15 protein-coding genes, 1 pseudogene and 1 CRISPR repeat array are annotated in these 19,487 nt (G+C 60.2%); of the genes and pseudogenes, 3 read left to right on the forward strand and 13 right to left on the reverse strand.

The features are described 5' to 3' along the window. Window positions 1-4: 4 nt before the first annotated feature. A pseudogene (locus GJA_RS26780) lies at window positions 5-199 on the forward strand (IS5/IS1182 family transposase); the annotation flags it as partial. Between the two features lie 115 nt (window positions 200-314). Here GJA_RS26780 and GJA_RS14650 read toward each other — a convergent pair. The 4 genes from GJA_RS14650 to GJA_RS14665 are packed head-to-tail and all read right to left on the reverse strand — an operon-like array spanning window position 315 to window position 5,035. Continuing rightward, a complete protein-coding gene (locus tag GJA_RS14650) occupies window positions 315-1,463 on the reverse strand; it encodes an ABC transporter permease (protein ID WP_038493391.1) in 1,149 nt (382 codons plus the stop codon). Further along, window positions 1,460-2,632 (reverse strand): ABC transporter permease, encoded by a 1,173-nt coding sequence (locus GJA_RS14655; RefSeq protein WP_038493393.1) that lies wholly within the window; start codon window positions 2,630-2,632, stop codon window positions 1,460-1,462. Before GJA_RS14655 ends, GJA_RS14650 begins: the two co-directional genes overlap by 4 nt. A 5-nt stretch (window positions 2,633-2,637) precedes the next feature. Next, window positions 2,638-3,621 (reverse strand): HlyD family secretion protein, encoded by a 984-nt coding sequence (locus GJA_RS14660; RefSeq protein ID WP_038493396.1) that lies wholly within the window; start codon window positions 3,619-3,621, stop codon window positions 2,638-2,640. 1 nt (window position 3,622) lies between these two features. Further along, window positions 3,623-5,035 carry a TolC family protein gene (locus tag GJA_RS14665; RefSeq protein WP_038493398.1) on the reverse strand — a complete coding sequence of 471 codons (1,413 nt, stop codon included), beginning with the start codon at window positions 5,033-5,035 and terminating at the stop codon, window positions 3,623-3,625. A 366-nt stretch (window positions 5,036-5,401) separates the two neighbouring features. Between GJA_RS14665 and GJA_RS14670 the strand changes: the two genes are divergently transcribed. Continuing rightward, complete coding sequence (locus GJA_RS14670) at window positions 5,402-9,463, forward strand: Pls/PosA family non-ribosomal peptide synthetase (protein ID WP_038493401.1); 4,062 nt, start codon at window positions 5,402-5,404, stop codon at window positions 9,461-9,463. Between the two features lie 3 nt (window positions 9,464-9,466). Here the strand turns inward: GJA_RS14670 and GJA_RS14675 are convergent, their stop codons facing one another. Together GJA_RS14675 and GJA_RS14680 are read right to left on the reverse strand one after the other, a co-directional pair. Further along, complete coding sequence (locus GJA_RS14675; RefSeq protein ID WP_038493403.1) at window positions 9,467-10,498, reverse strand: RNA methyltransferase; 1,032 nt, start codon at window positions 10,496-10,498, stop codon at window positions 9,467-9,469. Between the two features lie 144 nt (window positions 10,499-10,642). Continuing rightward, window positions 10,643-11,707, reverse strand: a complete 1,065-nt coding sequence (locus GJA_RS14680; protein ID WP_081905427.1) for a DUF1254 domain-containing protein — start codon at window positions 11,705-11,707, stop codon at window positions 10,643-10,645. Window positions 11,708-11,821: 114 nt separating this feature from the next. Here GJA_RS14680 and GJA_RS14685 point away from each other — a divergent pair, with 114 nt between their 5' ends. Beyond that, window positions 11,822-12,721 carry a LysR family transcriptional regulator gene (locus GJA_RS14685; protein WP_038493405.1) on the forward strand — a complete coding sequence of 300 codons (900 nt, stop codon included), beginning with the start codon at window positions 11,822-11,824 and terminating at the stop codon, window positions 12,719-12,721. Between the two features lie 105 nt (window positions 12,722-12,826). Further along, a CRISPR array of direct repeats spans window positions 12,827-13,403; the repeat unit is 28 nt; unit sequence GGTTCATCCCCGCAGGCGCGGGGAACAC. Between the two features lie 108 nt (window positions 13,404-13,511). On the opposite strand, the gene cas2e is transcribed toward GJA_RS14685, so the two are convergent. From cas2e to casA, 7 genes are read right to left on the reverse strand one after another with little or no spacing between them, the layout of a single operon-like run. Further along, on the reverse strand, window positions 13,512-13,808 hold the full coding sequence (gene cas2e / locus GJA_RS14690; protein ID WP_038493407.1) for a type I-E CRISPR-associated endoribonuclease Cas2e: 297 nt from the start codon (window positions 13,806-13,808) through the stop codon (window positions 13,512-13,514). Next, window positions 13,789-14,700: a type I-E CRISPR-associated endonuclease Cas1e gene (gene cas1e / locus GJA_RS14695; protein WP_038493410.1), complete on the reverse strand. Its 912-nt coding sequence runs from the start codon at window positions 14,698-14,700 to the stop codon at window positions 13,789-13,791. Before cas1e ends, cas2e begins: the two co-directional genes overlap by 20 nt. A 3-nt stretch (window positions 14,701-14,703) precedes the next feature. Next, window positions 14,704-15,441 (reverse strand): type I-E CRISPR-associated protein Cas6/Cse3/CasE, encoded by a 738-nt coding sequence (gene cas6e / locus GJA_RS14700; protein ID WP_038493413.1) that lies wholly within the window; start codon window positions 15,439-15,441, stop codon window positions 14,704-14,706. Window positions 15,442-15,446: 5 nt separating this feature from the next. After that, the gene (gene cas5e, locus GJA_RS14705; protein ID WP_038493415.1) at window positions 15,447-16,211 is read right to left on the reverse strand and encodes a type I-E CRISPR-associated protein Cas5/CasD; all 765 of its coding nucleotides are present in this window, start codon (window positions 16,209-16,211) and stop codon (window positions 15,447-15,449) included. A gap of 5 nt (window positions 16,212-16,216) precedes the next feature. Continuing rightward, the gene (gene cas7e / locus GJA_RS14710) at window positions 16,217-17,272 is read right to left on the reverse strand and encodes a type I-E CRISPR-associated protein Cas7/Cse4/CasC (protein ID WP_038493419.1); all 1,056 of its coding nucleotides are present in this window, start codon (window positions 17,270-17,272) and stop codon (window positions 16,217-16,219) included. A 30-nt stretch (window positions 17,273-17,302) separates the two neighbouring features. Beyond that, window positions 17,303-17,821 carry a type I-E CRISPR-associated protein Cse2/CasB gene (casB, locus tag GJA_RS14715; RefSeq protein WP_038493423.1) on the reverse strand — a complete coding sequence of 173 codons (519 nt, stop codon included), beginning with the start codon at window positions 17,819-17,821 and terminating at the stop codon, window positions 17,303-17,305. A 9-nt stretch (window positions 17,822-17,830) separates the two neighbouring features. Continuing rightward, window positions 17,831-19,486, reverse strand: coding sequence for a type I-E CRISPR-associated protein Cse1/CasA (casA, locus tag GJA_RS14720; protein WP_081905428.1), 1,656 nt, complete (start codon window positions 19,484-19,486; stop codon window positions 17,831-17,833). Between the last annotated feature and the right edge of the window lies 1 nt (window position 19,487).

Consider the following 19,487-nt stretch of genomic DNA (forward strand, 5'->3'; position numbering starts at 1 on the left):
CGGGCGCGGTGAAGAGGCAGACAGAATCAAGCGGGAAGAATTCCGGGCGCGTCGCTGGGTGCTCGAACGTACCCACAGTTGGATCAACCGGTTCCGTGGGCTGCTCGTTCGCTGGTCCAAGAAAGCGGAAAACTATCTTGGGCTCCTGCACTTTGCTTGTGGCCTCATTGCTTGGCGTGCAACGGGGCTACTGGGATAGGCTCTAAGTGGCATGTAGCCGAAATAGAGTTCCCTCACCAAGGCACTGGCATCGTCAGCCGTCACAAGCAGTAAAAACTCCCCACGTACTATTACGCCGACGATACGGCGCGGTATCAAAAGTGCCTGATCCTGCCTGGGCGGCTCCAGCGCCACAGGCCAAGTAACACGCTTACAAGCAATAAAATAATCAATCCGATCAGCTCATGGCGGATTTCCTGCAAAGACGCGCCCAGTTGATTCAAGGCGATGAATCCCTGTATGCCGGCGGTCGATGGGATCAGCCAGCGCAGCCATGACAATACCGGCGCCAAGGCCGTGTCCGGCCAGGTCAACCCGGCCAGGAACATGACCGGCATCGAGGTGGCGATCAGCAATTGCATGCCGCGTTCTCGGGTGCGAAATAACATGCCGAGCAGCATGCCAAAGGCCGCCAGCGTCAGGGAAAACAACACGATCAGCAAGGCCAGTCCGCCGGGATTGCCGCCGCGCGGATAGTCTTGCCACCAAAAGACGAAGCCGAAAAAATAGGCGCAATTGATCGCGGCCACCGACGCATACGCCAGCAACATGCCGCAATAGGCCGCGCCGTCGCGCGCCAATGGAAAGGTTTGACGCTGGAACCAGGTGCCGAACATCATGGTGATCGCCATCAACAAGGTTTGCTGGATGATCAGCGTCGCCACGCCCGGCACCACATACGCGCCATAACCTTCGCGCACATTGAATAAGGGCACCGGATTGACGCCGATCGGCTGGCGCTGACCGGCCGCCTGCGCGACCGATGGCGTGGCGGCGCCCAGCCGCTTGATTTCAATGCCGGCCGATACCGTGCCGATCACTTCCGCCAAGCCGTTCAGCGCGGCTTTGTTGAGCATCAGATACAAACCGTTGCCAGCCACTTCCACGTCGGCGCTGCGTCCGGACAGCACCTTGCTTTGCAAACCGGATGGGATGAACAAGATACCGGCGATATCGTTACGCCAGATTAAATCTTGCGCGACATTCAAATCCGGCGTCACGGCCACCACCTTGACCGACGGATGCGCCATCGCGTAGCGCGTGATCTGGCGCGACATGGCGCTGCGGTCCTGGTCGACCACCGCTACCGGCACTTGCTGCACGCTTTCGCGGGTATAAGGCAGCGGATAAAAAAAGGAATAGATGATGCCGCCGGCAAACAGCAAGGTCAGCGCACCCTTATCGGACAGCATCGCGCGCCAGGTCAGCAAGAATGCCTGGGACAAACGTGTGAGCCAGTTCATGTCTTGCCCCACGCAGTTGCAACACCGCCGCGCTTGCTCAACAACAGCAGGCCGATAGCCCCGCAGCCGAGCGCAAAACCTGCCAGCGCCAGCAAATCGGGCACGCCGTAGGTCCATGGTGCGCCGGCCAGCCAATGGCGGCTTTGCAATTGTAAATAATGGGTCAGCGGCAAGGCTTCAGCCCAGGTCCGCGCCAGCGGCGGCATCGCCAGCAATGGAAAACCTTGGCCGGCGTAGGCAAATGCCGGCGCGGTAATAAACGCCGCCGCCGACAAGGCGTTCCTCAGCGATAAGGTAATGCCGATCAACAACAAGCCGACGCCCAGATAAGCGAGCACCAGCAGCAACAGGCCGGCGCTCAGCGCGGCGATACTACCGGCCACCGCCCAGCCGCGCAACACGCTGAAGAACAACAGGAACAACAGCGCTTGCAAGCAAAAAGCGGCCAGTGGAAAAACCAGCTTGGCCGCCACCGCGGCCGGCCAGCTGCCTTGCGCGGCGGCCAGCCATTGCGGCACCGTGCCGTCACGCAACTCGCGGCCGATGGTGGTGACCACCGCCACCACGACGAAGATTTGCAGCATCGATGGAATCAGGGCCAGCGTCAAAAAGGATTCATAGCTGGTATGTTCATTGAACAAGGTGACCAGTTTGCTGCGCAGCGGCTCGAATTGCTGTGCCGCTTGCACTGGCGCCGCGCCGCGTTTGCCGCGCGCCGTTATTTCGATGCCAGCCGACAAGGTCGTGGTCACGCTGCGCACGTCGCGCAGCAAGCCGCCGGCATGGGATGAAAACTGGGCGTTGTAAAACCATTGCGCGCTGGCGGAGCGGCCACCCAGCAAGTCGGCCTGGAAACCGCGCGGTATCAGCAGGAAACCGTAGGCGGACCGTTCGCGCAGCAAGTGCAGCGCTTGCGGGCCGCTATCGACTTTCTCCGCCACGGCAATCCCGGGGGATGCGTCCAGCCAGCGTATCAATTGACGCGACATCGACGATTGATCTTGATCGATGATGGCGATTGGAATGTCACGCGCGATGCCGCTGGAAAAGGTCAGCCAGATCAAGCCGTATAGCAACAGCGGAATCCAGCTCAGCATGCCCATGTCCCAGCAATCGGCGCGCAAGCGCGACCATTCCCGGGACAGTCCGGTCGACAAGCGATGGCGCATGACGATCAGAACGCCGCAAACACGACCGACATGCCAGGACGCAATCCATCGACCTTGGTTGTCGGACGCAAGCGGATTTCGAAGGTCCGCAAATCGGTACCGCCCGGCCGCGCCGCGCGCCAGGTGGCGAAGTCCGGCATCAGCGCGACCGAACTGACCTTGAACGTTACTTGCCGCTTTAATGCCGGCACCTCGGCGCCATGTGTGGTGCCCATTGTAAACGCGGCCATCTCATCTTCGCGCACTTGCAGCACGGCCCATGCATCGTCCAGGTTCACCAGGGTGATGACGGGGAAACCTTGCGGCGCCAATTCGCCGGGCTGTATCTGGATCTTGCTGACTTGCCCGGCAGCGGGCGCCACGATACGGGTTTCGCTCAAGGCGATTTCCGCCTCGCTCAACACGCCGGCCACTTGCCGTACCTGCGCCTGGGCCGCCTGTTTGTCTTCGCTGCGGGCGCCCTTGCGCGCCATGTCGTATTGCGCTTTTGCGGCGGCCGCCAATTGATCTGCGGCACGCCATTGCGCCTCGGCCTCATCGCGTTTCTGGCGCGCCAGCACGCCTTGCTCGAACATTGCATCGACCCGGCCAAAGGTAGTCCTGGCCATCGTCGCGCCAGTGACGGCGCGCTGCCAGTTCAGCCGTGCCGCTTCGATTTCTTCCGGACGCGCGCCGGCCTCGGCCTTCGATGCGACCGCCTGCGCCGCCTGTTCGGCCGCCGTCGCCTGGACGATCCTGGCGTGCACTTCGGGGCTGCTCAATTCAAACAGCAGATCGCCCTGCCGCACCGCTTGTCCCAGCCGCACGTGCAGCGCGCCGACCCGGCCCGGCACCTTGGACGACACATTGACCTCCTGTGCATCCATTTGTCCTTGCAACGGCAAACGCTGCGGCTGGAACGCTTGATACAATCCCCAGCCGAGGAAAGCGGCAACGATCACCATCGCCAGTCCGGCCAGCAACGGTTTTTTCTTGGCAGTCGTACTCATATCAATGTCCATCCACGGGGAAGAGAATGTCGGCGGAGTTCGCCAGCCCGGATAATTGCCGCGGCTGGCCGCTCGCTTCCAGCAATTGGGCCAGCGCCATCACATAGTGGTAGGCGGTTTGCGCGCGCTGGGTTTCGATCCTGGCCAGGTTCAGGCGGGCGTCGATTTCATCGAGCGACGTCGCCTGCCCTTGCTTGAAAGCCGCCGCTTGCAGTTTGATGTTTTCACGCGCCAACTCCACCGACGAAGCACTGGACATGAACTGGATGCGGGCGTTTTCCAGCGCGCGCCACTGTTTTTCGATCAGCGTCGGAATATCGCGCCCGGCTTGCTGCGCCGTCACTTCCACCCTCTCCTGGTCCAGTTTGGCGGCTTGTATCATTTTTCCGGTATCGATGCGCCCCACCAGCGGCACGCTGACGGCGACCCCGACCATCCAGTTCGATTGCACCAGTTTTTCACTGCCGCGATTCAAGTTGTAATTCCCGACCGCGAACACGGTCGGGCTGTATTCCTTGCCTTGCAGCTTCAGCGATTCTTGCGCCTGATGACGCTTGCTATCGATCTTCTTCCAGGCCGCATTCTGGCGCATGCCGGTATCGATGAACGATTGCAGCGAACCGACCGGCAAGCTATGCACGAACAAGGGTGTACCCGGCTGCACGGTGGCAGTCACATTCAACAAGCGGTTCAGTGCGACCTGGGCGATTTCAAGGTCGCTGCGCGCCTGCGCCTCGTCACTGCGGGCGCCAGCCAGCGCCACATCGGCACGCAATCGTTCGGCCCGTGAAATCAAGCCGCCCAGCTCCAGCTTGCGGGCATTGCCTTGATGTTCGGCAATGCCGGCCGTCGCCTCGGCCCGTACGGCGACGACGCGCTGGGCCAGCAATAGTTGGAAATAGCGTTGCGCCACCGAGGTCGCCAATTTCTCTTCGGCATCGATCTGTTCGGCCTCGGCTTCCTGGCCCAAGCCGGCCGCCAAGCCCTTGATCGCGTCGAGCCTGCCGCCGGTGTAGAGCGGCCAGATGCTGCGCAAGCCGAACGATGACAAATTCACGGCGACATTGCGGTCGATGGCATTGGGAATGTCCGGCACCGGCAAGCCGGGCAGCGCCGCCTCGACGCCGCCCGCAATGCCGGACAAGCGGCTGGTATCGAGATTGACGTCGGTCGACAGACGGCCGCGAAAACCGGTCAAGTCCAGCGACGGACCATCGATGCGCGACAACGCTTGCGCTTTCAAGGTCTTGGCGCGGGCATCCAGCGCCGCGCCCTGCACCGCGCCGGAAGCGGCGCTGGCTTGCTCCAGCGCATCGGCAAAGCTGAGTCGTACTGTTGGTGCGCCCGCCATCGCCGGCGCCGGCATGATGGCGATGGCGCCCAAGAACGCGATTTTTCCGTACCGTGCAAGCATCCAGGCATCCCTGTTCAACGAACGTTTATTATTTCGCAATAGTAATATAAAGCAGGCGGACACTCCCGTTCGATAGCGTCGGGCCAATGTTGCAGCTGGCAATAGTTGGTGAGATTTGGCAAAGGTAAATGTGAGTAAGATGCAACGGCCGAGGCCGTCGTGATGACAACGCTAGCGGCGCACATTCCGCGAGGTCATGCAATGCGCAGCAATAAAAATTTCCCGCATTCGGTACATTTCCTCACTCGTAATAAGGTGCAAAACAGGGCTTGCTTGCTGTAAGGTGTAGGCTGTGCGCGTTGTGTCGAATTTCTTCATGACAAAGACGCGTGCAGGCAGTCCGATTCAACCGATAAAGCGTCACACATGAATGATTTCACCCCGCAACAACCAGTACCACAAGCACTACACTCCGACATCTTGTACGGGCCGGCCCAGCCGGAATTGCTGCGTGAAGAAGTACTGGCCGATTTGCTGGAAAACACGGCAAGACTCACCCCGGACCACCTTGCGCTGATCGATGGCGCACAACGTCTCAGTTACCGCGAACTCGATCAGCAAGCCAGCCTGGCCGCCGGCCGCCTGATCGATGCCGGCGTAAAACCCGGCGACATCGTCGGTTTATGGTTGCCGCGCGGCATTACCTTACTGGTGATGCAGGCCGCCATCGCCAAGGCCGGCGCGGCCTGGCTGCCAGTCGATGAAGATACTCCTGTCGAACGCCTGCAAGTCTGCCTGGACGACGCCAGTGGCGCCGGCCTGGTCAGTTGCGAACAATTTTTGCCGCGCCTGAACGCATTGGCCGTCCCGCTGGCACGCCCGGTATGGACCGCAGAAAGCTTGCTGGCGACGCCTTGCGCAAACCACCAGGTGACGCGGCGCGGTCTCGTCTCGCCCGATCAGCCTGCCTATGTGATTTACACATCCGGTTCGACCGGCAAGCCGAAAGGCATCTTGATTTCGCAGCGCAGCATTTGCCATTTCTTGCGCAGCGAAAACGCGGTGCTCGGCATCCGCAGCGACGACCGCGTGTATCAAGGGTTCTCGGTCGCGTTCGACATGTCGTTCGAGGAAATCTGGATCGCCTACCTGGTCGGCGCCACCTTGTGGATAGGCGCCAAGGAAATCAGTGGCGATCCGGAAACACTGCCGCGCATGCTGCAAGCCAACAATGTGACGGTGATCCACGCGGTGCCAACCTTGCTGGCCCTGTTCAGCAGCGACGTGCCGAGCTTGCGCCTGATTAACCTGGGGGGCGAAATGTGCCCGGAATCGCTGGTCGAGCGCTGGGCCAGCCCGGGTCGCTTGATGTTCAACACTTATGGCCCGACCGAAGCAACGGTGTCGTGCAGCCTGGCGCAACTGGTGCCGGGCCAGCCGGTGACGATCGGCACGCCGTTGCCGAATTACGGTTTATTGGTGATCGCCACGCCGGACGACAGCCACCCCGGACAAGCATTGAGACTGCTGCCGCGCGGCGACACGGGAGAGCTGTGCATCACCGGGCCGGGCCTTGCAGCAGGCTACCTCGGGCGGCCGGATCTGACGGTGGAAAAATTCCTGCCCAATCCATGGCGCAGCGGCGCCCACGACGCGCGCCTGTACCGCACCGGCGACCTGGCGCGCATCGATGCCGACGGACAAGTCTTGTGCCTGGGCCGCGCCGACGACCAGGTCAAGATCCGCGGTTTCCGCGTCGAGCTGGGAGAGATCGAAGCCTTGCTGGCGCAACAAGCCGGCATCGGCACCGTCGCGGTGTTGCTGCGTAAGGATGACGGCATCGACCAGTTGGTCGCCTACCTGGTGCCGGAAGCGGCAGCGGCCGACGATGCCGTTTCCGCCAAGACCTTGCGCCATGCGCTGAACCAGCACTTGCCGCCGTATATGGTGCCGGGCCGCTTCGAAGTGCTCGACAGCATGCCGCGCTTAACCTCCGGCAAGATCGACCGCAAGGCATTAAAGGCGATGCCGCTCAGCGCGCCGCCGGCCGGCAGCGCGGGCGATTCCGATATGGCCGAAACGCCTGCCGAAGCGGCGCTGTTCGCGGCACTGGCGACGCTGTTTCCCGGCCAGCCTATCGTGCGCAACGCCGATTTTTTCAGCGACCTGGGCGGCCACTCGTTCTTTGCCGCCCGGCTCGCCTCGACGCTACGCGCCGACCCGCGTTTTGCCCACATCACCGTGCGCGACATTTATCATAACCGGCAAATCGGCCGCATCGCCGCCGCGCTGGCCGATGCGCCCGAAACCCAAACCGCGCAAGCCGACTGGACGCCGCCGTCAAGCGTCAAACGGTGGCTGTGCGGCCTGGCGCAGGCAGTGGCCGTGCCGGGCCTGGTCACCTTGCGCATGGCGCAATGGATGGCGCCGTTTTTCACGTACCACTTCTTTACCGGCGATCCCGGCGACTCGGTGCCGCGCGCAATCGCCGCCTCGCTCCTGATCTTCATGCTGGCCACGGTGATGGAATTTGTAATTGCCATCGCCGGCAAATGGCTGATCGCCGGGCGCCTCAAGGCTGGCAATTACCCGCTGTGGGGCTGGACTTATTTCCGCTGGTGGCTGGCCGACCGCCTGGTCGAAACGGCGCCGATCTACCTGCTCAGCGGCTCGTCGCTGTATAGCTGGTGGCTGCGCGCCTTGGGCGCCAGGATAGGCAGCGAAGTCATCATCGGTTCGGTCACGCTGCGCTCGCCGGATCTGCTAACCATCGGCAACAACGTCAGCATCGGCAACGCCGTCAATTTTGAAAACGCGCGAGTTGAACGGGGCCGCTTGCTGCTGGGCCAGATCACGCTGGGCGACGATAGCTGCATCAGCTCTTTTGCAGTGCTTGAAGGCAATACCACGATCGGCCAGGCCGGCCATCTGGAAGGCCAGTCGGCGTTGGCCGATGGCGCCAGCGTGCCGGCCGGACGCCTATGGGGCGGTTCGCCGGCGCGCGACAACGGCGCTTTCGATGCAAGTGTGCAAGCGCCACGGCCACCGGTGACGCGCTTGCGGCTGGCGGGCGAAGCGTTGTTCTTCCTGTTCGGCATCGTGCTGATCAATGTGCTGTTCTTCATGCCGGTATTCCCGAGTTTTGTGCTGATCGACTGGTTCGACGAACACGACTACATGCCCTGGCTGCAAGGCAATGACATCAGCGTGCAACTGACGCGTTATTTTATCCTGGCCTTCCCTGCCAGCGCGGTGCTGATCGTCTTGACGGCGCTGGTGTCGGCCGGCATCCGCTGGAGCGCCTTGCCGCGGCTAAAACCGGGCCGCTCACCAGTACACAGCAATCTGTATTGCGCCAAATGGCTGGTCAGCCACATCCAGGAAGCCAGCTTGAACGTGCTGCACGGTATCTATGCAACCGTTTTCGCGCCCTACTGGTATCGCTTGCTGGGCGCCAAGGTCGGTCGCGGCGCCGAAATTTCGACCGCGCTCGGCGTGGTGCCGGACATGCTGACGCTGGGCGATGAAACCTTCATCGCCGACGCCGTCATGCTGGGCGACGAACACATCGACGGCGGCTGGATGACGATGCGTCCAACCGTGATTTCGCACCGCAGCTTTGTCGGCAACGGCAGTTATATTCCAGACGGCACCACCCTGCCGGAACATGTGCTGATCGGCGTGCACTCGTACGCGCCGACCAATACCCAGATGCAGAGCGGCGACACCTGGCTCGGTTCGCCGCCTATCCATTTGCCGGCGCGCGAGCAAGTCAGCGGTTATCCGGAAAAACTGACGTTCCGGCCGTCGCTGATGCGCCGTATCGGACGCAGCCTGATCGAAGCGTTCCGCATCGTCGCGCCGCACGCGGTGGTGATCGCGGTCGGCTACACGCTGGTGCTGGACGTAATGCCGCTGGCCGGCGCCGGACGCTGGGGCGAAGTGGTGGCCGACCTGGCGATTGCCGGCCTGGCCTACGGCATCGGTAATTACATCGTCGTGTTGCTGCTCAAATGGCTGCTGCTGGGACGCTACAAAAAACACGCGGCGCCGATGTGGACGCCGTTTGTCTGGTTGTCCGAAGGCGTGACCAATTTGTACGAAGGGATCGCGATACCGAACTTCATGCGCTACCTGCGCGGCACGCCGATGTTGCCGGTAGCGTTCAACTTAATGGGTTGCAAGATCGGCCGCGGCGTTTACCTGGACACCACCGACATCACCGAATTCGATTGCGTGACCATCGGCGACTACAGCGAATTGAATGCGCTGTGCTGCCCGCAAACCCATTTATTCGAAGACCGCGTCATGAAGATCGACCATGTCGACATCGGCAGCAAGGTGTATATGGGACCGCGCAGTGCGGTGTTGTACAGCGCCAAGGTCGGCGATAACGCCAGGCTGGGGCCATTGACGCTGGTGATGAAGGGCGAACACATTCCAGCCTCCGGCAACTGGGCCGGCTGCCCGGCGGCGCCGGTGCGTTAAAAGTCAGGCCGGCTGGATCGCAATCGTGCGCGCGGGGTTGATGGCGGCGCGGGCGCGCAACTGGCCGCAGCCGCCCTCCACGTCTTGCCCGGCCGAATCGCGCAACTTGGTCAGCACGCCACGGCTGTGCAACTCGGCCGCAATCGCCCGGGCCCGCTCCCAGCTTGGCCGTTTAAAGGGCAAATCGTCGATGGTATTGTAGGGAATCATGTTCAACACCGCATACTTCCCCTTGAGCAGTTCGACAATGCCATCCAGCTCATCCGCGCCATCGTTGATGCCGTCGAGCAAAGTCCACTGATATTGCACCGGATATGCGGTCAAGCGCGCATACCGCTCGCCCAGCTCGACCAATTCGCGCGGCGCCAGACGCGGCGCGCGTGGCAATAATTGGGCGCGCAATTCCGGCTTGGTGGTGTGCAAGGACAAGGCCAGCGCCGGCTTGACCGGCCCTAGCGGCAAGCGTTCAAACACGCGCGGATCGCCGACCGTCGAAAAGACCAGGTTCTTGTGCCCGATATTGCCCTCGGTACCCAACAGGTCGATGGCTTCCATCACATTCTGCAAATTATGGGCCGGTTCGCCCATGCCCATGAATACCACCTTCTTGACCGGCCGCATGGTGCGCGCCAGCACCACTTGGGCGACGATCTCGCCGCTGCTGACCTGGCGTATCAACCCATCGCGGCCCGTCATGCAAAACTGGCAGCCGACCGCGCAACCGACCTGGCTCGACACGCACAAGCCATCGCGCGGCAGCAACACACTTTCGACCGTCTGGCCGTCATGCAAGCCGACCAGCAGCCGCGCCGAACCGTCTTCGCCGGGATGCGAACTGATCAGCCGCACCATGCCTTGCATCTCGGCATCGAGCTGCGGCAAGATGTCGCGCACCGCCTGCGGCAGGAAATCATCGGCGCGGCGCCGGCCCTGGTCGTGCGGCATGGCGCGTATCCAGTCGCGCAACACGCGCTGTTCGTGCAGGGGTTTGGCGCCCAAGGCGCGCAGGCGCTGGCGCAGAGTATCGATTTGCATAGGGGATCATCAAAGACTGGCTGCCGGCATACGGGACCGCAGCGAAAGGCCGCAGTATACCGCCTGGCGGCGCAGGCTGGCTTTTTTGGCTGGCTTGGCTGGCTGGAATGTGATACCGCCGAGGTCGGAAATGGAGCGCCAGCGTTATCTCAATGGCGCATCGGAAGAAAGCCCCGGCGTCGGCTGCGCCAGTGGGAACACCCACGTACCATCGAGGATTTCGGCACGTGGACGGAACATGCGCACGACATAACTCCAGCCGTCCGTGATCGGCAGGCAGTTCGGCATGCCGCCGTCGCAAGCGCCCAACTGAATCGAAACGTTACCATCCGCCCCGGCCTGCGCCGTGATGCTGTTCAAGGAATAGGCCTGATGGCTGTTCGGCACCAGATAGCCGTCGCTGTTATAAACCGTCAGCGACCAAAAGCCGTCGACAGGCACCTCCCCGACCGTGAGCTGGTAGACGGTCCTGCCGTCATTCTGTGCCGGCGTGATCGGCAGGTAGAGCGCATCCTTCTCGGGATTGCCGCCCCATAACATCGCACTGCCAATCAGGTGCGTCACGGGATTCACCTGCTGCGCGTTGGCGCCGAACATGCCGCGCGTGTCGGACAGCGTGCTGCCAAGCTGCTGCAGCGCGGTCCGCACCTTCTTCAGGCTCGGCTCATCCCAGTGCGGCATATCGAGTGTTCCGGCCGTCTTTTGGCTGAACTGAATCGCATCCTGCAATGCATGGACCTGGCGGACGTCGTCCTGGTCCGAAAAATCGACCAGGAAACGCACGATGGCAACCGCGTAGCGCGTGCCGATCTTCTCCCGTGTCAACGTATGCGTGCCGGCGCCATAATAGGTGCCGAAAGTATATTGATCCTGGTCGACCACCTGCATGCCCATGAAGCGCTGGCCGGCGTCCGGCGTCGTGATCCTGGCCGGCCCGGCGTCGAGATCGATCAGTACAAACGAATACAGGGTGTCGCGGTTGGGGCGAACGATACCCTGCTGGACCGGGGCAGACAGTTCTCGCCCATGGCTGAATTTGCCGAAACCGCCACTTTTCGCGATCCCGGCGAAATTGACATCGGTTTGCGCGCGGTTGTAGTTATTGACGGTGACCAGCGCAGGCGTGACGTCGGGTGTCTGGGCCAGGGCGGCCGGACTGGCCGCGATTGCGATCAAAACCGCCGAGATTTTCGCAAGATTCTTTTTCATAATGCTCCGAATGAGAGAGTGATCAATTTGTCACACCCGATTATAGGTTGGTCAAAAATGGAAGAGAATGGCCTATTTTGGCAAGTAGCCAACCATATATGGTAATCTCTGCCGATGGATCTCAACGCAGCCCAAATGTTCGTGGTAGTCGTCCAGGCGGGCAGCCTGTCGGCGGCGGCAGTCCGCCTCGGCGTGCCGCTTACCACGCTGAGCCGCCGGATTCGCGATCTGGAACGGCAATTGAATGTGCAGTTGCTGGAACGGTCGGCGCGAGGAACCAAGCTGACGCACGCCGGCACCAAACTGTACGAGCATGCCAGCCTCGGCATCGAAGCATTGCGCGAGGCGGAGCAAGCCGTCATCAACGACCAGGCCCAACTGAACGGACGCCTGCGGCTGTCGCTGCCCCAGTCGCTCGAACCATGGTGGGATTTGCTGGCGGCTTTCCAGCGCCGCTATCCTGGCGTCGAAATCAGCATCCACTCGACCGAGCGGCGCATGGATCTGATCGAAGACGGCATCGACGTCGCGGTTCGTGTCGGCACCATCGTTCACGAAACGATGGTGGCGCGGCGCCTGATGTCCTGGCGCCACATTCTGGTGGCCAGTCCGGCATTGATAGAGCGATATGGCATGCCGGCACAACCAGACACGCTGCATCAATTTCCATGCGCCGCGTGGGCGTCGCGCATTGATGACGTAGCCCGATGGAAATTAGGCAGCCATACCGTCGCGCCAAAGATGATGCTGCGTGTCAATGACTACCAACACTTATGCCATTGGGCGCTCGACGGTCATGTGATCACCGAGCTGCCGCCATTCCTGGCCGCCCCTCACATCAAGGCGAAACGCCTGCTGCCATTACTGACGCAGCACCCGCTTCCCGAGGTCGACATCAACTTGCTTTATCCATCCCATCGCCACCCATCTGCCATCGTGCTGGCGTATCTCGATTTTTGCCGGATCTATTTACCGAATATCTTGCGCAGCTGTGACATCGACTCAGCCTGTTGATCGCACAGGTCCTCGATCGGGAGGGTATTACTGCCGCTCCCGAATAAACCTCGCTACAGGCATGAGCAACACGCGAAAAGCTGGCGATATCTCGAAGTCACCCGTGGTTTATCCTCGCAGGCGCGGGGAACACAACAACGTCAACAATTTGTCCGCGATACGGCGCGGTTCATCCCCGCAGGCGCGGGGAACACGATGGCGCGCCTCGCATGGATACGTCATCAATAGGTTCATCCCCGCAGGCGCGGGGAACACCGGCACCAACGGATTATGAGACACATCATCTGCGGTTCATCCCCGCAGGCGCGGGGAACACAAAAAACGCGGAGGCGCGCAATGATTATCTGGCGGTTCATCCCCGCAGGCGCGGGGAACACGTCAGGCAGGCGACCACCGATGGCCTTCATGACGGTTCATCCCCGCAGGCGCGGGGAACACGGTGTTTCGTCTATATCGTCCAGCCATCCTAACGGTTCATCCCCGCAGGCGCGGGGAACACATTTGCGAGCCGAGATAAGGGAATACGCCAACCGGTTCATCCCCGCAGGCGCGGGGAACACCTATTAGGCTGCGTTTCCGCTATTTGAATGGCCGGTTCATCCCCGCAGGCGCGGGGAACACGCAATGATACAAACACCAGCTACATCACGCGACGGTTCATCCCCGCAGGCGCGGGGAACACACCAATTATAAGTCATTGATTACAATGGCTTAAACGACAGGTGAATTTTCTACCGATTTCAGGGGGGAGATTTTGATTGTTAGAGAGCGGTGCGATTGGCGCGTTGGACTACTCTGACAAGCCATCGTCAACCGGGAAAAACGACACCAGTTTGGCGCCATCCATTTCGGCGGTCATGCGCCGATTTTCGCCGAGGGTGACGAAGTCGAAGCCCGCTTCGTTGCTGGCGCGCCATGCCATCACGGCGTTGCCGGTTTCCAGGCCTTGCTCGACTTGCAGCCACATCTGCTCGCGCAATTTCCTTGAATAGTTGCCGACGTAGACGCCGGCGCGAATTTCCAGCAGCCAGATGGCCAGCCTGCCGCGCAGGCGTGGCGGCGCGTTTTCAAGAACGATGACCAGCATCGCCGATACTTTCAGGATTGGGGATGGCTGGCGGCATCGATTCTTCGGACGGCTCGGGCGCCGTCAAACCACCTGCCGCGAGGATGGTTTCAATATCGGGGATGATGCGGTCAAGTAATTTGCTTTGCCTGAACGCGTCGCGGCAGCGTATCCGCACTTCACGTTCGATGTTTTGCACCGGTTTGGCGGCCACGCTGAACGCAATCGGCACCACGGTGTCGAATTTGTACAAGTCGGCGATATCGTAGACAAAGGACAGCGGCTTGCCGCTATGAATAAAGCCGATGGCGGGTGCATAACCGGCCGCCAGCACCGCCGCCTCGGTAACGCCGTACAGGCAGGAAGTCGCGGCCGACAGGCAACGGTTGGGAATATCCGCCGCATCCCAGTCTTGCCGGTCGTAATTGCGCGCAGTCCATTCCACGCCATATTGTTGCGCCAACAATTGGTACATTGAACGCACCCGGGCGCCTTCAATGCCGCGCAATTGTTCTACGCTGCGCCGCAACGGCGGCTCTTCCTGGAAGCGCAGTTTGTACATGGCGCGCACCACTTTCAAACGCGCCTCATCGTCGAGCGCCAGTCTGGCCTGGTACAACAGGCGGTCCGCGCGCGCACCGCCCGGCTGGCCGGACGAATACACCCGCACTCCGCCCTCGCCGACCCAGACCAGCAAGGTGCCGACCCGCGCCGCCAGCGCACATGCCGCGTGCGACACCCGCACACCCGGTTCAAGCATCAAACACGCCACGCCGCCAACCGGGATATGCATGCGCACGCCGGTGACATCGACGGCGACAAAAGCGCCATCGATGACATCAAGCTGGCAGCGTTCGACAAACAAGACCGACAGGCGCTCCTTGATCGGTATCGGTTTTAAGGGCAGCAGCATGCTTTAATCCAGGACACTTCTCTTGACCAGCAACAAGCCGCAGCCAAACGCCTTCGCATGACCCAGCCCCTGCCGCAAGGTTTGCAAGAACAAGGCCACATCCGTCACCTCCAGTTCGCCGGAAAAATCGACGGTGCTGAACTCGATTGGCTTGTCAGCCCCCTTCTTTTTTTCTTTCTGCTGCCGGTAGGAATCGACATCGGCGGCCAGCACCTTGAAACCGCTATCGGGCGCGCGTCTGTTCAGCCATTCCAGGCAAGTTTCCCGGGCCAGTGCATACAGGCCCGGCTTGTCTTCGCTATCTTTCCAGTCGCGCCATTTGGCATCAGGGGAAAAACCTTTTTCAAGTAACAACCTTTTTTTCGCATCGATAACCACGTCATGACGACGGGATTTTCCGGCCGCATTTTTTTTACTGACGACCGGGTTGGCGCGCAATTCAAACGACAGCTTCTGGCCGGACTGTAATTTTGGATCATAGCTGCGGCTGTCAACCAGCCACGCATCGCTGAATGCGACCGGAGGACGCGCCGAGACGACATAAAAGCGCGGAATCAGCAGCGGCTCATGGCTGCGCGTACTCTCGACCTGATGGCGCCGAAAAATGAAATCGCGGGCTTGGTCTTTTGCGCTCGGGAAAAATTGCCACAACCATTGATGTTCGGTATACGGCTGTTGCGCCAATTCATGGCCCGCTTGCCGCAACAAATCTTCTTGCGGGGTAATCACACTAAAATACATGGCGTTTATTCCTCTTCTAACACGGCGATGTGTTCATACCGGTCGGCAAATTGCCATCCCTGACGGCTGATTACCTGGTCTTTGCGGAGAATGCTGAGCGTGCGTTGTTTGCCGATCGTCGCCGTGTCTGCACCGACAAAGTCATCGCCCCAGGCAATTTTCTGAACCGGCAAACTTTCCGGCACCAACTGGTCTGGCAATTTTTCTTTCAGCAGCGATCTCAGTTGCTGCTGGTAATCGGCAAAGGCGGCGCTGACGGTGCCGGCCTGCGAAATGCGGGGATGCAGCGGCACGGCCAGCGGACACGCTTTACGTCCCAGGTACAGCACGAATTTCGGCGCTTTCAAGGCGGCAATCAATTGTTCCAGCGAGTATGGCGCGCCGGTATTGGCTTGCAACGCCACCAGTGCCGACGCATCCTGCCGATAATCGCGGCTCGACAAAATCGTATTCAAGTCGTGCTTGGGCAACGACAATTCATCGCGGCGGGTGGCGTGCGGCCGCTTTTTCATGTCGGCGCGGCTCGGCACCTGCGCCGTATGGTAGTCGCGCAACAGGCGTCCCGGACTCAGCACGCCGACAGCCAGGCGATAAGCGGCACGCAAGTCCGCTTGCCCCGCACCGTCGTTGCGGTCGACGCCCAGCGCGGCGCCCAGCAAACCGTGCAGCGCGGACTGGCTCGGATAGTCAAAGCTGGGCCGGTATTCGCCGACCGCCGCCTCGCCCCACGACGACAGCGGCGCTTGCAATTGGAAAATCAGGGTTTCCATGGTATTTATTTCGCGACAAATGCAATCAGCTCGTCGAGACTGCCTTGCGCCGTTTCCACATTCAGGAATTCGCTGCTATCGGCGCATGCGCCATATACCTTGTCGAAGTTGTCGCGCCGGTCAGTCAATGCTTTTATCGCGCTGCCCAGGATATCGCTTCCGTGGATCGGTTTCAAAAAGGCTTGCGCCAGGGTGCGTGGTTGCTGATCGCCTTTTTCAGCCAGGATATAACCGGCATAGGCGCGCGAAGCAAAACTGTTTTGCTTGCCCGACGGCGCCACCTTGGCGGCCGCATTCAACAAGGCCGCCAGTGTTTTTTCGGTCAATGCCGCATCGCCGCCCAGGTTATGCCGCAGTAAATCGCGGTCGATGCACAGATAAAGATAAAACACGCCGGCGCCAAAACCGAGTTCGCCGATATGCGCGGCGCCGCGGTCGGTCTGGCCATCGTTCAAATCATCGACGGCGATAAAATAATCGTCTTCCACCGCCGCCTTATGCACGGTGATCGCATGCGCGACTTGCACCGCCGCTTCGGTATTGAGTCCCGGCGAACCGGCCAGCATGCGGCCGAACATCGCGATATCGGCGGCGCTATGCTTTTTGCGCAGCAGATTCAGATCGGTTTCAGTCGGCTCCGTACCGCTCGCCGCCAGTTGCTCCACCAGCGCATCGATCGCGATGCGTTCATCCGGACTGAAATGCACCAATTGTTCGACGTGCAGGTCTTCGTCGTTCGCGGTCTTTTTTTCGGACTTCAATTTGCCAAACTTGATGGCGATCTTCTTGGTCCATTCCCGCGCATTTTTCTCGCTGACGCCTTTTGCCAGCAGCGCCTTATAGATGTCGATACCGATTTCCTTGGTGCGCGTACCGATATGGCCTTTCAAGCTGGACTCGAAGGTATCGGAGGTACGCCAGGCGCGCTTCAGGCTTTGCGAAGAAATGCGCAAACGGGTGCAATCGCCGACCAGCGCCGTTTTCGGACGGCCGGTATCGTCGCGGTTCAAGTTCGATGGCGGATAGCTGGTCAGGATGTGCAACTGGATAAAACGGGACATGGGGTTTCCTTAAATGGGATGGCAATAAAATCAGGTCGACTGTTTGGCTGGCCAACGATAGGCATATGCCCATTTCTTGCGGGTTTGATCGCTCCACCAATACACATCGTTCACAAGATGCTTGATGTGGGCTTGATGCTTAATCAGCGGCAAGACGCTACGTAAGCCACGATAGACCTCGTCGGTAGTTTCCACTCTTAACAGATTGCGGAAACGCAATTCCGATACCAGCGGTTTGTCTCCGTCCAACTGCGACATAGTTACCGGCAAACGCTCATCATCCGTCTTCTTGACATGGACAAGCAAACCGGCAATGGCCGCCAATTTGTCGTTCTTCCACGACGACGCATCTTCCGGCCATGCCTTGCAAGCCAGCAGATAACGATAAAACTGCTGGTACGCCGGACTGAGCACTACTTCATCCAGCGTGGCGCAGCGCCGTAATATGGCGCGGCTGGCGCGGCCGTTGCCGGTCTCGTCCAGCGTGGACCACCATTCTTTGAGCGTTTCAAAAAAATGCTCGCTGAGCAGATTCTCTTTTTCTTGCATGACATCCTCCTACACGTTCGAATGAGCTTGCGGTTCAACCAGGGATTGCTTTTTCCTGGCGCCGGCCTTGCTGGCCTTTTCCTCTTGTTCAGGCAATGGCAGGCGCAGAATCGTCCTGATCGCCTTGCCGTCGAAGTTACGCTTCAATTGGTTATGCGCTTCAGCAATACGGCGCGGGTCTTGCTGGGAAAAAGAAGAGGCGCCGACGATATCGGCATCGAACAATCTCATGCCGGCCGAACGCAACGCATTCAGCCACGCTGTCCCGTACTCTTCAAGCAATTTGCTGTCATCCATATCGATGCCGCCATCCTGCTTGGCCAGCTCGACCCATTTCAGTAATTGCTTATAAAAAAGCGGCTCGGTACTATCCCAGAAAGCCTTGTCGATAAAACTCAAGTCGCCGCGCATATCGGCCTCGCCAAACCACGCTTGCTTGACAGCTTGCCGCGTATAAAAAACCGCCTGCTCGGACGCTTCGATCATGTTCTTGACCAAACCTTGCAGGTTTTCACGCGCAGCCGGCCTGGCGGCTCCCAACGCATACAAGGGGAACGTGGTTTCATACCAGCAACGCGCTTTCATATTGTCGAGATCGTATCCAAACATCCATAAGCTCAACTCACGAGTGCCTGCCAGCGCATGCCCGACCACCGACGCGGCTTGCACTTTCTTCTTGTTTTGTTCGCTGCCGAATACCCAGCCCAGCCAATTTTTATAACTGAATCCGCCAGGCTGCGGATGCACCGGCAACCAGCCTTCCTTGGTTTCGTAATACGGCGAAAACGGATGGCGCCACGGCCCCTTGTAATTCAAGCCTTGCGGCCGGCTGATATAACGGTGCAGCAATTGGGTCGACGCGCGTTTGCAGATGTCGCAATTTCCCGTTTTTACATCGGCAAAATCCAGGCGGATGCGGCGCGGCATGGCCCAAAACACATGATGCGGATGCACTTGCACAGGCTGCGTTTCGCCGCCGCCGGCCTGGATTTTGGTGATGTCTGCCAGCCACGGAAACGTAAAATGCCGGTCCGTCTTCCTGGCGTCGCCGCCATGCTGTAAAAAGGCACGCTGCGGTTTGACGTTCAGCCATAAGTCGTGCCACAGGCTGATCGGTTTTGCGGCCACCACCAAGGTCGTCAACGGCCCGCCGCCGCGCAAGCTGGTGCGGTTACCGGCCCCTCCCGCCGGCGCATTGGTTTGCAGGGTGAACAAGGCGATCGCGGCGCAATGCGGGCACATGGCGCCGACCGTGCCGCGTTTGACAAAATGATCGGTATTTTTATCGATGGTGGAACTGCCCGGCGCGTCGATCAGCAAGGCATCGATCGTCGTTTCAACGCCTTCGGCCAGGCTGAAGTCCTGCATGAAACGGGCCTTGTCGCCATCGAGCACAAACGCATCGGCATGCGGCGCAAACCAGCGCTGCAATTCGGCCGGCGACGGCGGCGCGTCCAGCGCATCTTCCCAGGCGCCATCAGTAGTGAGCGGCGTACTGGTTTGCAGCCAGCCAATCATCATTTGCGCCAAGGCGCCATTAAAATCGGCGCGGCTGGCGGCAAAACCGACGATGTCCGGCTCAACGATTTGGTGTGGAGCAACCCAGTCCAACTGCCCGGAGCGGCGTCGAACGGGCAGCCATTTTTCTTCAAGCAAGGAAATCATG

This window comes from Janthinobacterium agaricidamnosum NBRC 102515 = DSM 9628, from assembly GCF_000723165.1.
Taxonomy (GTDB): Bacteria; Pseudomonadota; Gammaproteobacteria; order Burkholderiales; family Burkholderiaceae_D; genus Janthinobacterium; species Janthinobacterium agaricidamnosum.